This window comes from Alicyclobacillus hesperidum subsp. aegles (assembly GCF_027923525.1).
Taxonomy (GTDB): Bacteria; Bacillota; Bacilli; order Alicyclobacillales; family Alicyclobacillaceae; genus Alicyclobacillus; species Alicyclobacillus aegles.
The window spans coordinates 53,380-66,182 of sequence record NZ_BSBJ01000011.1 but is presented as its reverse complement, the minus strand read 5'-3'; the positions used below and the strand labels follow the sequence as shown (position 1 = coordinate 66,182).

The following is a 12,803-nucleotide window of genomic DNA, read 5'->3' as shown; positions in this document are numbered from 1 at the left end:
CTACTATAAAAAAGTAACCTGTAACCATAGGGGGTATTGACATGGCAACCACAAAACTTACGGACGCCAACTTCAATGAGGCGATTCAGAGCGATAAACCCGTTCTCGTCGATTTCTGGGCTACTTGGTGCGGCCCGTGCAAAATGATGGCCCCAGTTCTCGAGGAGTTTTCGGAAGCGCATAGCGACAAAGTGACGGTCGCCAAAATTGACGTCGACGAAAATCCTGTAACAACCGGGCAATTTGGCATCATGAGCATTCCAACACTCATTCTCTTTGTCAACGGGCAACCTGTGAAGCAGTTGGTTGGATATCAGCCAAAGGAGCAACTCGAGGCTCAATTGTCCGACGTGTTGGCGTAAGCGAAAGGGCGGGATCTGGATGTCGGCATCGATGGAACATGCGGACGGCCAGAATATCGAGCGCGCAACCTTTGCCGGGGGTTGCTTTTGGTGCATGGTCAAGCCGTTTGACACGTGGCCTGGGGTGGTACGCGTCATCTCTGGTTATACAGGTGGAGATGTCCCACATCCGACATATGAGCAAGTTTGCACCGGCACGACTGGACATACAGAGGCTGTTCAAATATGGTATGATCCGGCCGTCATGTCGTATGAACAATTGCTCGACATCTTTTGGCGGCAAATCGATCCGACAGATCCCGGTGGGCAGTTTTACGATCGCGGTTCGTCGTACAGAACCGCGATTTTTTATCACACAGAGGCACAGCGGCAAGCTGCTGAGGCATCGAAGGTAAGGTTGGCAAACAGTGGGCGTTTTCGTCAGCCCATCGTCACCGAAATCCTTCCTGCCGGGCCATTTTATGAAGCAGAGGAGTACCATCAGAATTTTTATCAAAAGCAACCTGAACATTACCGCAGATATCGTCAGGCGTCAGGGCGGGATCGGTTTATTGCCGAACACTGGAGCCCGGCAGAAGATAGATGAAGCAGGCGGACGTCCGTCCGCCATTTTTGTCGTCTATCCCTTGCGCCGTCTGGCCATATTAAACGTGAGTATGCAGACGGTTGGCGAAGGGGATTTTTGAAGATGGCCACGTTTACAGAGATGGGATTGAGCGCCCCTGTTGAAAAAGCGCTCGAAATGATGGGCTTTGAATCTGCGACCGACATTCAGTCGCAAGCGATTCCAGTTGCGCTTTCTGGGCAAGACGTCATTGGACAAGCGCAGACCGGCACGGGTAAGACTGTCGCTTTTTCGATCCCGGTTGTTGAAAAGATTGACGTGCAAAGTGGCGCGTTGCAGGCTGTGATTCTGACGCCGACGCGCGAGCTTTGCATTCAAGTTGCCGAAGAAATCACGAAGGTGGGCGGTGTAAAAGGCGTGCGCGTGCTCGCGGTGTATGGCGGGCAGGACATCAACCGCCAAATTCGGGGCTTGCGCAATCGTCCCCATGTGGTAGTCGCAACCCCAGGGCGCCTTATGGATCACATGAATCGCGGCACCCTGAGCCTGCAAAACATCGTGATTGCTGTATTGGACGAAGCGGACGAAATGTTGGATATGGGCTTTGTCGAAGACATTGAAACGATTCTTGGCGCTTGTCCGCAAGATCGTCAGACTTTGTTGTTTTCGGCGACGATGAAACGCGGTGTCGTTCAGTTGGCACGCAAGTTTATGCGCGATTTCGTCACGGTGACCGTAAAAGCGAGTGAAGTGACGGTACCGACCATTGAGCAGGAGTACTACGAGGTCCCGGAGATGCAGAAGCTTGACGTTCTGACGCGGTTGCTTGACATCCATAATCCGGAGCTTGCGATTGTCTTTGGCCGGACGAAGCGGCGCGTGGACGAATTGACTAACGCCCTGCAGATGCGGGGATATGATGCCGATGGGCTGCATGGTGATCTCAGTCAGAAGCAGCGCGACATGGTTATGAACAAATTCCGCGAAGGAAAACTGGAAGTGCTTGTCGCAACAGACGTGGCTGCGCGCGGCTTAGATGTAAGCGGCGTGACGCACGTTTACAACTTCGACATCCCGCAGGACATTGATAGCTACGTACACCGCATTGGCCGCACAGGACGCGCTGGCAAAAGCGGAATCGCGTCGACGTTTGTCACACCGCGGGAAGTCGACCATTTGCATCAAATTGAACGGATCACGCGTCATAAGATCCGCAGGCGTCCATTGCCAACCTTTAGTGAAGCGAAAGAAAGTAAACAGCGTCTGGCAATGGAGGAATTGCTCAAGGCAAGTCAAGCGGCTGATCTCAGCTCGTATCGCGGCTTTGCCGAAGAACTGCTCAGTCAACAGGATTCGATGGCCTTGGTCGCAGGCGCCTTAAAGCTGTTGACCAAGACGCGCAAAGAAATCCCGATTCGCTTGACCGCAGAGCAACCTATTCGTATCCGCAAGCCGCATGGAGGGCGGGATCGCAAAGGTCACGGAGATCATTACCGACGCCCTCGCCAGGGGTATGTACGTTCTGATGGGCGGCGCTAAATGCGGTGACCAAGTTGTAGATCAGCGCACGGTTAACCAAACCCGTTGATTCTCCCAGGTCGTGCGGACATCGACGTGAAACGCGTTCCGTAACACGTCGTCGGTCAGTACGGCCTGTTTTGCGCCGGATGCGGCTACGCGCCCTTCATCCATCACGAGGGCGTGCGAGATAAACGGTAGGATTTCTTCGACGTGATGCGTGACGTAGATGATCGTGGGTCCGTCGCCATTCTTCTGCGTGCGTTCGAGCGACGAAAGCAAAAGTTCGCGTGCACGTATATCGAGCCCCGTACACGGCTCGTCGAGAACGAGTAGCTTGGGTTTTGCCATAAACGCGCGTGCGATGAACAGACGTTGACGCTCGCCTTGTGATAGCGTGTTGAACGGTGCGTCCGCCAAGTGCAAAAGTGAAACCTGTTCAAGTGCATGTAAGGCATCCTGGCGATCTTCGTCCGTGGGCGGCTGCCATAAGCCGATGGAACCGTACTTGCCGCTGATGACGACCTCGTAGGCCTTATCAAGGCTGGCGTCGGCCTCAAAACGACTGGCGATAGCACTGCTCACCCAGCCGATGTGCTTTCGCACCTCGCGGACATCCACGCTACCGTACCGCATTCCAAGTACGGTCACGCTGCCCTGTGTCGGCCACTGGTAACCGCTGATGATCTGTAACAGCGACGTTTTGCCTGATCCGTTTAGGCCAAGGAGTGCCCAATGTTCGTTCGCGCGAATGCGCCAGTTGACGTGTTCCAAGATGGTTCGGTTGCCACGTACCCAAGTGATGTCTGATAAATGCAAAATCTCCAAACAAGCCACCTCCTCGCTTTGCTATCATGCTACCACAGAGGGACGTAAGTTTAGGAGAGCGTCGGCTTTTATGTATGGCGATCTGTCAATTTCTTAAGGATGTGCGTGAGGCCTTCGCGAAATCGCGCATCATCCTCTGCCGATCTCGCTTTTGGACCGCGCAACTTAGAGCGCATAGACCGTGGCATGCGCCGCATACGAGCGCTTATGGCGCGGTTCGCGAGCAATGTATCAATGTTCTCAGCGTCAAAGATGAGTCCGTTTGGCGATAATGCGGCGGCTCCTCTCGTCAGTACGAGCGCGGCCAGGCCGTAATCTTGCGTGACGACCACGGTTGGCACGTTCGGATTGATGTGGTTCACGATAGCCATATCGGCAGCTTGCGGATCGGCATCGACGGTGATGTGGTTTGGTTCGTCACGGAGATGGTTGATGGAACTCACCGTGGTCACCACCGCGCCGTATGACTCGGCAAGCTCGCGCGCGATCGCGATTGCGGAGCGCGGGGTGGCATCGGCATCAATCCAAATCGCCACGTTTATTTTGAGGTTCATCGTCGTGGCCCTCCTCAGGAAATGAAAAATCGCCACATCGCGTGGCGATTTTTCATGAACGAGAACTCTGTTTATGCCTTGCTGGCTTGGATTTCGAGCTCAATTTTCACTTGGTCGCTCACGAGGACCCCACCCGTCTCCAGTGCCGCGTTCCATGTAAGACCGAAATCCTTGCGGTTGATGCTGGTTGTCGCACTGAAACCGGCGACCTCTGCACCCCATGGGTTTTTACCCGTTCCTTCGTAAGTCACATGGAAGGTGACTGGCTTTGTGACCCCACGAATGGTCAAATCGCCCGTCATATCGTAAGCATTGGTGCCCGTTTTGGTCGTGCCCGTTGCGTGGAAGGTGATTTGCGGGTGGTTCTCCACATCAAAGAAATCAGCGCTGCGCAGGTGATTGTCGCGGTTTTCGTCACCGGTATCGATGCTTGCCGTCTCGACCGTGAAGTCAATCTCTGCGTTCGTCAGGTCTTCCGGATCAGCGACAACGGTTGCTGAGAACTGTTTAAAGCTACCGCGTACGGTGGTAAACATCATGTGCTTGACGCTAAAGCCGACGTGGCTGTGGCTCGTATCGACGTTCCATGTGGACTTGGCCATCAGAAGTTGCCTCCCTGTTCATGAGTTCGTTGCGATAGAGCGGACAATCATCCGCGCTTCGTTCATTCCTTATTATTCATCAGTAAAGTTCGTTTGGTAAGTACGCACCTGTAAGTTCCATGGTATACTTGAAGTAACCATAATCGAGTGGGTAGGGATATTCGAGTGGAAAATCATCTGACGCAATCCGAGTGCCTTGTGGCATCAACCCTCCAGGTCATCAGCGGCAAGTGGAAGATGGTGATTCTCTACCACTTGTTTTCGCAACCCAATATTCGTTTTTCTGAACTCAAGCGCAGAATTCCCGGTGTCTCGCAACGCGTTCTCACGAAACAACTGCGCGAGTTAGAGCAAGAAGGAATCGTCGTTCGCACCGTCTATCCAGAGGTTCCGCCACGCGTCGAATATGCCATTTCACCATACGGTCGTTCGTTGCGTCCCATTCTGGACATGATGCATAGTTGGGGCGAGGAGCATTTGAAGCGAACTGGGCGACTGTGAATCAGATAAGCCTGCTCGGGCAGGCGTGCCTTTGCACTTGTATTATAATCCATAAGTTTAACTTTTATACATTTTATAGATTATAATGGCTTTCTCAGGTGAATAAAATCACAGTTTGCCGGTCGATATACTTATAGATTTCTTGTCTGCTCGTGAAAAACGTGGGATGATAGAAGAAGGAGTGAAGCTGTCGGCTGGACATCGGTCGATTGGCCTGACTCGATGCACCCACTAGGCAGGACTAAAGGAGGCACATAAGTGGCAGGTTCAAGCGGAGCCAGCGTTCAACTGGTGAATTTGATGGTCGCTCCAGAAGCGGTTGCGGACAAGCGGGCCAGCCTGAATTCAAAGAAGCAAGTTGTCCTCGATGAAGTGGCTGTTTCTGATGTGTATCAATTGGGGATTGGCGCATTCAGTCCGCTCACGGGTTTTATGTCCGAGCGGGACTATTTGAGTGTCGTCGAATCGATGCGACTCGAAAGCGGATCGATCTGGTCGATTCCTGTTGCACTTCCGGTTTCGGAGGAACAGGCGAAAGACATTCACTTGGACGACGAAATTGCCCTCGTGCGCCCGGACGGGGTCATCTGTGCGGCGATGCGCGTCGAGCATATGTATCGCCCGAACCTCGAGCACGAGGCGGAAATGGTGTATCGCACGAAGGAGGACGCCCATCCGGGGGTTCGTCGCGTCTATGAGCGAGGATCTGTCTATCTCGGCGGCTCTGTACAGGTGTTTGCTGACGAACGGATCGATGAGTTTTCGAACCACTTCTATACGCCGCAACAAGTTCGCGCCGCCTTCGCGGAGCGTGGATGGAAGACAATTGTCGGATTTCAAACGAGAAATCCCGTTCACCGTGCGCATGAATACATTCAAAAGGTCGCATTGGAGACGGTCGACGGGCTGTATCTCAATCCGTTAGTCGGCCCGACGAAAGCGGACGATGTCCCGGCCGATGTGCGCTTGCGCGCTTACAAGGCCATCCTTGAGCACTACTATCCGCAAAACCGCGTCTTCTTTGGCGTTTACAAAGCCGCGATGCGTTACGCCGGCCCTCGCGAAGCGGTCATGCACGCGCTGGTCCGTCGCAACTTTGGTTGCACGCACTTCATCGTCGGGCGCGATCACGCCGGTGTTGGCAATTACTACGGCACGTACGACGCTCAGCGGATCTTTGATCAGTTCGATTTTGCGGAGTTGGGAATCACGCCGTTGTTCTTTGAGCATTCGTTCTACTGCAAGCGCTGTGGGGGAATGGCCACACCCAAAACCTGTCCACATGGCGACGAGGATCACGTCATCCTGTCCGGCACCAAGGTACGGCAGATGCTGCGCGAGGGCATCGCTCCGCCGCCGGAGTTCAGCCGCCCTGAGGTTGTAAAGGTACTCATGGAATACTACTCAAAACAGGCCTGACGGCCCAAGGTTTGACCGGTCTTCACGACCGGTTCCTTCCCGGACGGAGGAAGTACATGTCTGACAAACCGTTTGTCAAGCTTGACGATCACCTTTGTTTTACGATTTACGCGTGTTCGCGCGAGACGATGAAGTTGTATCGGCCGCTGTTAGAGCCGCATGGACTCACATTCCCGCAGTACCTCGTGTTGGTCGCCTTGTTCGAACTAGGGGAATGCACCGTCAAGTCGCTTGGCGAACGACTGTATTTAGACTCCGGGACCTTGACGCCACTGCTCAAACGCATGCAAGAGTCGGGGCTGGTGCATCGGCGTCGGGCTGAGGACGACGAGCGGAAGGTTTACGTTTCTCTTACTGAAAGCGGGAAGTCCCTGCGTCAACGGGTTGCGGACGTACCCGAATGTGTTCTTTCTCGCGTACAAAATCTCGCGATTTCCGACGTCGAGCGACTTCTCACCGATATTCGAGCGCTGCTGGGGAAGATTCACGCGGCGACGCAGGTCGACGGTTGACACCGTTTTGGACGCTGCGCATCATGCAGGGATGAGCGGCCAAATGCGAGCCGTAATGGGTTGTGCGGTAAACAGCAAGGGCTCTGGCGCCAGCGGTGCGAACCCGAATGGCGTAAATAGGCTGTTATGTTCAAGGCGCCATCGCGCTTTGCGGAGTTGCCATGGACTGTGGGCGAGATCGCCTCGCCATAGTCTTTCATGCCAATATGTAAATAAGTGAAATCGGTTGACCAGCCATGCTTCGAGCGATCCGCCACTTGGCGTGAATGGCTCAGCAGTCGGAATGGGTTGGTACGTACACGCAAGGCCACCTCGATGCAGGTGGCCATTTGCGTGGAACCTACAAATGGTCTGTTGATGTGTTGAGGAAAAATAGAACCTGGCATATTGATACGGTACGTGAAAGCCAATTCGCCCGAGCGATGGCACGAAAACATGTCCGGCATCCAATCGAAAAAAATAGACGCCCGGTGTACCACGGTACGTCACATACGTGCGCAGGTTACATTCGGGGAAGTCGGCCAAGCCGGGTAAAGCCGGCAACCCACGTAGATGCATGCGAGTGACATAAAAGGGGATGGCGCTGACCCAAGCCGTTCCGTCATACGTGTCGACCTCTAGACCCACCGGCAAAAGTGGTTGAATATGCCTTGCTGCGACAGGCCAATGCGCAAACAACAGGTGTTGCCATGTTTGCTCCATCACCCAGCTGACACGGTACAAGCCCCGAAAACTCATCATGGTCATCCTGCCCCCAAACTGTAAGACGTTGTCGTCGTACAGATTAGGGTGTGCCACGGACGGGAAAAGGATAAGTCGTTGTGCTCCAGGATTCTCCTCCATCAGTCGTGACCATCCAACGGATGGTGCCACTCTTCAAAATTTCAACCGCATATGCCTGCGAGGCTGAGATTGGTTGAACGTCGATGAGCGATGAAACGCGAATCGACGATGCAACTGATTTCCATGTGTCCCCTCCATTGTCGGTTGTGAACACTTTGTTTTGTTTCGGGTCGATGGCCCAACCCGTTTGCGGCGTGACGAAATGAAGGGCGACGCCAGGGGCCCACCGCTCCACTGCGACAGGGCTCCAGGAAACTCCGCCATCCGAACTCCGATAGATGATGTAGACGTGCTTGTTGGCGACGCTTGCCTCGAGGGCCCAGATGCCGACGTTTCCGAAAAACTGCGGCAACTCCGTCCAATGGATGTTCGTCAATGCGGCTGTGCCACTCGGGAGCGATAGCTGCGGCAGCTTGCTCGACCACGAACTCCCTGCGTTGGTCGTATACGCAATGGACGTTGGCGATGACCAGCGATAACCCACGGCGGCGCTCGAAAACGAGATCGCTTGGGGTGTACCTGGGAACCAAGGGTTTACGGTTGCCAGTGGGTCTGTCCCGCTCAGAGTGGTCACCCAGTTCTGACCGCCGTTCACGGTTTCCCAAAGGGAAAACACACTGCCGTCTTCGGCATACGCATATCCGACGTGGGCGTTGACCATGTCGATCTGTCGGACAACTTCCCCCGCGGCAGGCAGGTTCGCCGCAACCCACGTATTGCCTCCGTCGTTGGTGCTGTACAAGGTGGTGACCCCGTTTTGCAGTGTCGCGATGACCCCTGTGTTTGGACTTTCAAATCCGCATGCCGTCACGATGGCGTCCGAGGAGACGACAGTAGGCGGTGTTACATTGCGCCATGTGAGATCATCGTCCTCGCGATACCACGTGTTCCCGGACACTGCCCATTGGCCGTTCGTCCAAGGCAACAAGGCCGTCGCAGCGAATGCCTCGGAACTCGTCGCGGTGCGGACGGATGCAGCGATGGACGGGGACACATGAAGGCCTGGCAGCGCGGATCTCTGTGTACGGGGTGCCTTTTCCCCGGGTGTGACTGGTTTTGCAAGCTCGCCAGGTAGACTCGACCCCTTTGTGGAGAAGTTGGCATGCATATCTGTGCCGACAGCCACGACGGCCCCAAGGAGGATCACAACAATACCCAGTCGTTGCACAGGATCCCTGCGCGAGATGAACCAGCGACGAACTCGCGTCGGTTTCATCGGTCGTTCTCCTTTCCCGCCGGTGGCCCCTGCGTTTCAAACATATGAATCTCATTCCACACCCTATCACAGAGGTCGAATCACAGTATGTCATGAACACATGTTAGCGCTCACACGATAGAATTCCTGCTTGTCGCCCATTCGGTATCTCGATCATTTTTTGCTACCATAAAAATGACGCTTTGCTTGGCGAGGTGAACGATAAATGCATAGAGGCCGTTTTGCACCGAGTCCTACAGGACTTATGCATGTGGGCAATGCCTTTGTCGCCTTGCTTGCCTGGCTACAGATGCGATCCGCAAACGGAGGCTTTATTTTGCGCATCGAGGATTTGGACCGCGGCCGCTCGCGCACCCACTTTGTCGAACAGATTGTAAGTGATTTGCGTTGGCTTGGCCTAGACTGGGACGAGGGCCCCGACGTGGGTGGCCCTCATGCCCCGTACGTGCAAAGTCAGCGGATCGCCCGCTACGAACAGGCCATGGCCAAATTGACCGACCGCGGCCTGACCTACCCGTGTTTTTGCAGTCGAGCGGACATTGCGGCCATTGCATCCGCGCCTCATGGTTGGTTTGGCGATGAGCCACGTTACGATGGACGCTGCCGGCTGCTAACGGCAAGTGAGCGCCAGCATCGCGCCGAGCAAAAGTCGCCATCGTTGCGGCTGCACGTACCAGCCGAGGTTACGGTTTCGTTTGTCGATCTCGTTCGTGGACGCCAAGTAGGGCGGCCGAGTGACGGTGGAGATTTCGTCGTGTGGCGGGCGGACGGCGTCGTCTCGTATCAGTTGGCGGTCGTCGTCGATGACGCCGAGATGGAGGTGACGGACGTGTTGCGCGGGCGCGACTTACTTGCGTCGACATTGCGCCAAGGCTTCCTTTACGAGGCCTTCGAGCTACAACCACCCGCCTATGCACATGTACCGCTCATCGTCGACGAAGGCGGGCGCAGGCTATCCAAGCGAGATGGCGATTTGACGCTTTTTGCCCTGCGCTCTCTAGGCGTCGCGCCAGAACGCGTCGTCGGCCTGTTGGCGCATCTGGCCGGATTGCTTGAGCGCCCCGAGCCGATCCATCCATACGCACTCATACCTCGTTTTCAGATGGCAAGGCTGCCTGCGTCAGACATCGTGTGGACCGCTGAGCATCAATCCTATTTGCAACCCCATTGAGGTGATCACTTGACGAAATCGTATCGGCAGCTGCGCATGGGTTTGCACGGCTACGGCTTTATTGGCCGTACGCATGTGCTTGCCAGTCAACTCAATCTCGCAAGTTCCAGGCCTTGCCCACACATCGTATGGGATACAGCTGTAGTGCACGATCTCGCTTCACCCGCTGCTGCGCTGGCAAGGCAAACGTTTCGTACGGTGACGGACGACGTGCAAGCGTTTGTGCGTGAAGATTTGGATGCTGTGTCCATAGCATCGCCCAACGACGCTCATATGGCCGCATTGGCCAGTGCGCTACAGAATCGCCTCGCCGTGTACTGTGAAAAACCTTTAAGCGGCTTTCTCGACGAGTCTCGGCGCATGGCAGAGATGGTTGAGGCGGCAGGGGTTGTTCATCAAGTTGCGCTTATGTACCGTTTTCATCCGGCGGTGATCGATGCCTACCATTGGCTACGCAGTGGCCGCCTCGGGCGAGTTCTCACGTTTCGCGCCGAACTGCTCCATGGTGGTTATCTAGACCCGAATCGCCCGATGGCCTGGCGTCTGCGCCAAGCGCAAGCGGGTGGGGGCGCTCTTACCGATCTCGGTGTCCACTTAATCGATCTTTTGTTGCACCTGCTTGGCCCGGTGCGAACGCTTGCGGCGGAGTTGCGCACATTTGTGTCAAGTCGTCCGGGTTCGCGAGGAAGCGAGGCGGTGACCGTTGATGACTGGGCCTTGGCAAGGCTCGACATGCAATCGGGCGCAGTCGGTACACTTGAGGTCTCACGCGTTCACGTGGGACGGGAGCGCGACGGCATCGAGATCGTCTGCGAGGGCGGTGTGCTGTACATACCGCTGGATCGCGAGGCGAGGGCCGAGATTTGGTCGCCAACTGGTGAACGTTTGTCAGGGCCCACGCTGGACTCGCATCCGGTGCTTGCACCGATGCCGGCCAAATTCGCGCAGACGGCGCACTTAAACGCGCACGCCATCAGTATTGCGGTCTTTGCACTACGCGTGGCAGGTGAGGAAATTGCTTATCCTGTGCCGACATTCCGCGATGCCTTGGCTGCGGAGCGGCTCGTCGATGCGATGCGGACGTCGGCGGAAGCGGGGGGCAAGTCGCTTAGCGTAAGCACCTGACGTGACCTTGTGGCGCATCAGCTCGTTTTCTCGTGGGTATCCTGAGATGGAAATCCGTGTCGTGGACGGGAGCAACAATTGGACGGAGGGATCGACGATGGCAGGAGAGACACACTTGTGGATCGACGGTGATTGGGAGGCAGGAGAGCGCTTGGTGCCTCTTAAAAATCCGTATAGCCAAGACGTCATCGCGCAGATTGGCTACGCTTCCCCCGCGCAGGCGGAGCGGGCCATTGCCGTTGCGGCGCGGGCGGCCAGGTCGTTTCGCCAGGTTCCAGCGTGGCAACGCGCTGCCATCCTGCGCAAAGTGGCTGACTTGATTTCGGATCGGAAAGACGAATTGGTCGATACGATCGCGCGCGAGGCTGCAAAACCTGTGAAAGCGGCCAGACAAGAGATTGATCGGACCGTTGAGACATATCGCTTTGCGGCAGAAGCCGCACGGACCATCCATGGCGAGACCGTGCCCATGGACGCAGCGCCGCGCGGGGAACACCATTTAGGATTCACGATGTGGCAGCCACTGGGCGTCGTCGCGGCGATCACGCCGTTTAACTTCCCGATGAATCTTGTGGCGCACAAGGTCGGTCCAGCGATTGCCGCGGGCAATGCCATTGTACTCAAGCCAGCGGAACAAACGCCTTTGTCGGCACTCGTGCTCGGCCACATTTTTGCCGATGCCGGATTGCCTAAGGGCGTGCTCAATATCATTCCGGGCGATGGTAAAGAACTCAGTGAAGTGCTTACGACGCACCCGGATGTTGCGTATGTCACATTCACCGGTAGTCCATCGGTCGGACGGCAGATTCGTGCACAAGCGGGCTTGCGCAGGGTGACGCTGGAACTCGGATCGAATTCGCCGCTTATCGTCGATGAGGGGTTCTCGGAGCAGGAGTTAGGCAAAATAGCGAGCGAGATCGTCAGCGGGGCGTTTGCGTACAGTGGACAGGTATGCATTTCGATTCAGAGGGTTTATATCCACGATGCGCTGTTTGATGACTTGGTTGAGCGGATTGTCGCGGGGGCGAAGGCCCTTCGGTTTGGCGATCCAATCGATGAGGCAACCGACGTCTCGGCCTTGATCAATGAGCAGGCTGGCAAACGACTCGCAGGTTGGCTCGATGAAGCGAAAGCGGCTGGGGCGAAGGTACTTTGCGGTGGCGACATCGACGGCAATCGCATGCAGCCGACGGTCGTGACGGGGGTGCCTGCCGATGCAAAACTCGTCACAGAGGAGGCGTTTGGGCCCGTCGTCGTCGTCGAACGAATTTCGAGTTGGGAAGTCGGTTTGGAACTTGCGAACCGGTCGAAGTTCGGGCTTAACGCAGGGGTCTTCACGAAGCGGATCGATCGCGCGTTGACGGCGGTGGAAACGTTGCAGGCAGGTGCGGTCTTGGTCAATCAGGTGCCGACCTATCGCCTGGATCATATGCCCTACGGTGGTGTCAAGGAGAGCGGTGTCGGCCGTGAAGGGGTTGTCTATGCGATGTACGACATGATGGAGCGCAAACTGGCGGCATTTCGCACGAAACCACTGTAAGAGATACAAACGGCGAGACCAGGGACATAGCCCTGGTCTTTTGCGTT

General features: G+C 55.7%; 14 protein-coding genes. 9 read left to right on the top strand and 5 right to left on the bottom strand.

All coding sequences use genetic code 11. The features are described from left to right. The first annotated feature begins 41 nt into the window (after nucleotides 1-41). The 3 genes from trxA (at nucleotide 42) to QMF38_RS08570 (ending at nucleotide 2,466) form a co-directional block, all read left to right on the top strand. Nucleotides 42-362: a thioredoxin gene (trxA, locus tag QMF38_RS08580; protein WP_006446126.1), complete on the top strand. Its 321-nt coding sequence runs from the start codon at nucleotides 42-44 to the stop codon at nucleotides 360-362. 19 nt (nucleotides 363-381) lie between these two features. After that, nucleotides 382-948: a peptide-methionine (S)-S-oxide reductase MsrA gene (msrA, locus tag QMF38_RS08575; protein ID WP_198146700.1), complete on the top strand. Its 567-nt coding sequence runs from the start codon at nucleotides 382-384 to the stop codon at nucleotides 946-948. A gap of 102 nt (nucleotides 949-1,050) precedes the next feature. Then, on the top strand, nucleotides 1,051-2,466 hold the full coding sequence (locus tag QMF38_RS08570; RefSeq protein ID WP_058095531.1) for a DEAD/DEAH box helicase: 1,416 nt from the start codon (nucleotides 1,051-1,053) through the stop codon (nucleotides 2,464-2,466). A 21-nt stretch (nucleotides 2,467-2,487) separates the two neighbouring features. Here QMF38_RS08570 and QMF38_RS08565 read toward each other — a convergent pair whose 3' ends face one another. The 3 genes from QMF38_RS08565 to QMF38_RS08555 form a co-directional block, all read right to left on the bottom strand. After that, nucleotides 2,488-3,273 (bottom strand): ABC transporter ATP-binding protein, encoded by a 786-nt coding sequence (locus QMF38_RS08565; RefSeq protein ID WP_058095530.1) that lies wholly within the window; start codon nucleotides 3,271-3,273, stop codon nucleotides 2,488-2,490. A gap of 68 nt (nucleotides 3,274-3,341) precedes the next feature. Next, nucleotides 3,342-3,827, bottom strand: coding sequence for a DUF188 domain-containing protein (locus tag QMF38_RS08560; protein ID WP_058095529.1), 486 nt, complete (start codon nucleotides 3,825-3,827; stop codon nucleotides 3,342-3,344). A gap of 71 nt (nucleotides 3,828-3,898) precedes the next feature. After that, nucleotides 3,899-4,429 (bottom strand): YceI family protein, encoded by a 531-nt coding sequence (locus QMF38_RS08555; protein ID WP_058095528.1) that lies wholly within the window; start codon nucleotides 4,427-4,429, stop codon nucleotides 3,899-3,901. A 165-nt stretch (nucleotides 4,430-4,594) separates the two neighbouring features. Here QMF38_RS08555 and QMF38_RS08550 point away from each other — a divergent pair, with 165 nt between their 5' ends. The 3 genes from QMF38_RS08550 (at nucleotide 4,595) to QMF38_RS08540 (ending at nucleotide 6,861) form a co-directional block, all read left to right on the top strand. Continuing rightward, nucleotides 4,595-4,930 carry a winged helix-turn-helix transcriptional regulator gene (locus QMF38_RS08550; protein ID WP_058095527.1) on the top strand — a complete coding sequence of 112 codons (336 nt, stop codon included), beginning with the start codon at nucleotides 4,595-4,597 and terminating at the stop codon, nucleotides 4,928-4,930. A 291-nt stretch (nucleotides 4,931-5,221) separates the two neighbouring features. Beyond that, nucleotides 5,222-6,349 carry a sulfate adenylyltransferase gene (gene sat / locus QMF38_RS08545; RefSeq protein ID WP_269744880.1) on the top strand — a complete coding sequence of 376 codons (1,128 nt, stop codon included), beginning with the start codon at nucleotides 5,222-5,224 and terminating at the stop codon, nucleotides 6,347-6,349. Between the two features lie 56 nt (nucleotides 6,350-6,405). Next, a complete protein-coding gene (locus QMF38_RS08540; protein ID WP_058095526.1) occupies nucleotides 6,406-6,861 on the top strand; it encodes a MarR family winged helix-turn-helix transcriptional regulator in 456 nt (151 codons plus the stop codon). Between the two features lie 21 nt (nucleotides 6,862-6,882). Here QMF38_RS08540 and QMF38_RS08535 read toward each other — a convergent pair whose 3' ends face one another. Beyond that, nucleotides 6,883-7,602, bottom strand: a complete 720-nt coding sequence (locus QMF38_RS08535) for a YqjF family protein (protein ID WP_058095525.1) — start codon at nucleotides 7,600-7,602, stop codon at nucleotides 6,883-6,885. Between the two features lie 43 nt (nucleotides 7,603-7,645). Next, entirely contained in the window at nucleotides 7,646-8,920 is a 1,275-nt protein-coding gene (locus QMF38_RS08530) for a WD40/YVTN/BNR-like repeat-containing protein (protein WP_058095524.1), read from the bottom strand. Between the two features lie 205 nt (nucleotides 8,921-9,125). On the opposite strand from QMF38_RS08530, the gene gluQRS reads away from it, so the two are divergent. From gluQRS to QMF38_RS08515, 3 genes are all read left to right on the top strand, one after another. Then, the gene (gene gluQRS / locus QMF38_RS08525; protein WP_058095523.1) at nucleotides 9,126-10,091 is read left to right on the top strand and encodes a tRNA glutamyl-Q(34) synthetase GluQRS; all 966 of its coding nucleotides are present in this window, start codon (nucleotides 9,126-9,128) and stop codon (nucleotides 10,089-10,091) included. Between the two features lie 9 nt (nucleotides 10,092-10,100). Next, on the top strand, nucleotides 10,101-11,216 hold the full coding sequence (locus QMF38_RS08520; RefSeq protein WP_058095522.1) for a Gfo/Idh/MocA family protein: 1,116 nt from the start codon (nucleotides 10,101-10,103) through the stop codon (nucleotides 11,214-11,216). A 97-nt stretch (nucleotides 11,217-11,313) separates the two neighbouring features. Continuing rightward, on the top strand, nucleotides 11,314-12,756 hold the full coding sequence (locus tag QMF38_RS08515) for an aldehyde dehydrogenase family protein (protein ID WP_058095546.1): 1,443 nt from the start codon (nucleotides 11,314-11,316) through the stop codon (nucleotides 12,754-12,756). Nucleotides 12,757-12,803 lie beyond the last annotated feature (47 nt).

Coding starts and splice junctions, on each gene's coding strand:
- QMF38_RS08555 (WP_058095528.1), bottom strand. CDS start 4,429: ATGGCCAAGTCCACATGGAACGTCGATACGAGCCACAGCCACGTCGGC.
- QMF38_RS08540 (WP_058095526.1), top strand. CDS start 6,406: ATGTCTGACAAACCGTTTGTCAAGCTTGACGATCACCTTTGTTTTACG.
- QMF38_RS08560 (WP_058095529.1), bottom strand. CDS start 3,827: ATGAACCTCAAAATAAACGTGGCGATTTGGATTGATGCCGATGCCACC.
- QMF38_RS08515 (WP_058095546.1), top strand. CDS start 11,314: ATGGCAGGAGAGACACACTTGTGGATCGACGGTGATTGGGAGGCAGGA.
- QMF38_RS08530 (WP_058095524.1), bottom strand. CDS start 8,920: ATGAAACCGACGCGAGTTCGTCGCTGGTTCATCTCGCGCAGGGATCCT.
- trxA (WP_006446126.1), top strand. CDS start 42: ATGGCAACCACAAAACTTACGGACGCCAACTTCAATGAGGCGATTCAG.
- msrA (WP_198146700.1), top strand. CDS start 382: ATGTCGGCATCGATGGAACATGCGGACGGCCAGAATATCGAGCGCGCA.
- gluQRS (WP_058095523.1), top strand. CDS start 9,126: ATGCATAGAGGCCGTTTTGCACCGAGTCCTACAGGACTTATGCATGTG.
- QMF38_RS08570 (WP_058095531.1), top strand. CDS start 1,051: ATGGCCACGTTTACAGAGATGGGATTGAGCGCCCCTGTTGAAAAAGCG.
- QMF38_RS08535 (WP_058095525.1), bottom strand. CDS start 7,602: ATGATGAGTTTTCGGGGCTTGTACCGTGTCAGCTGGGTGATGGAGCAA.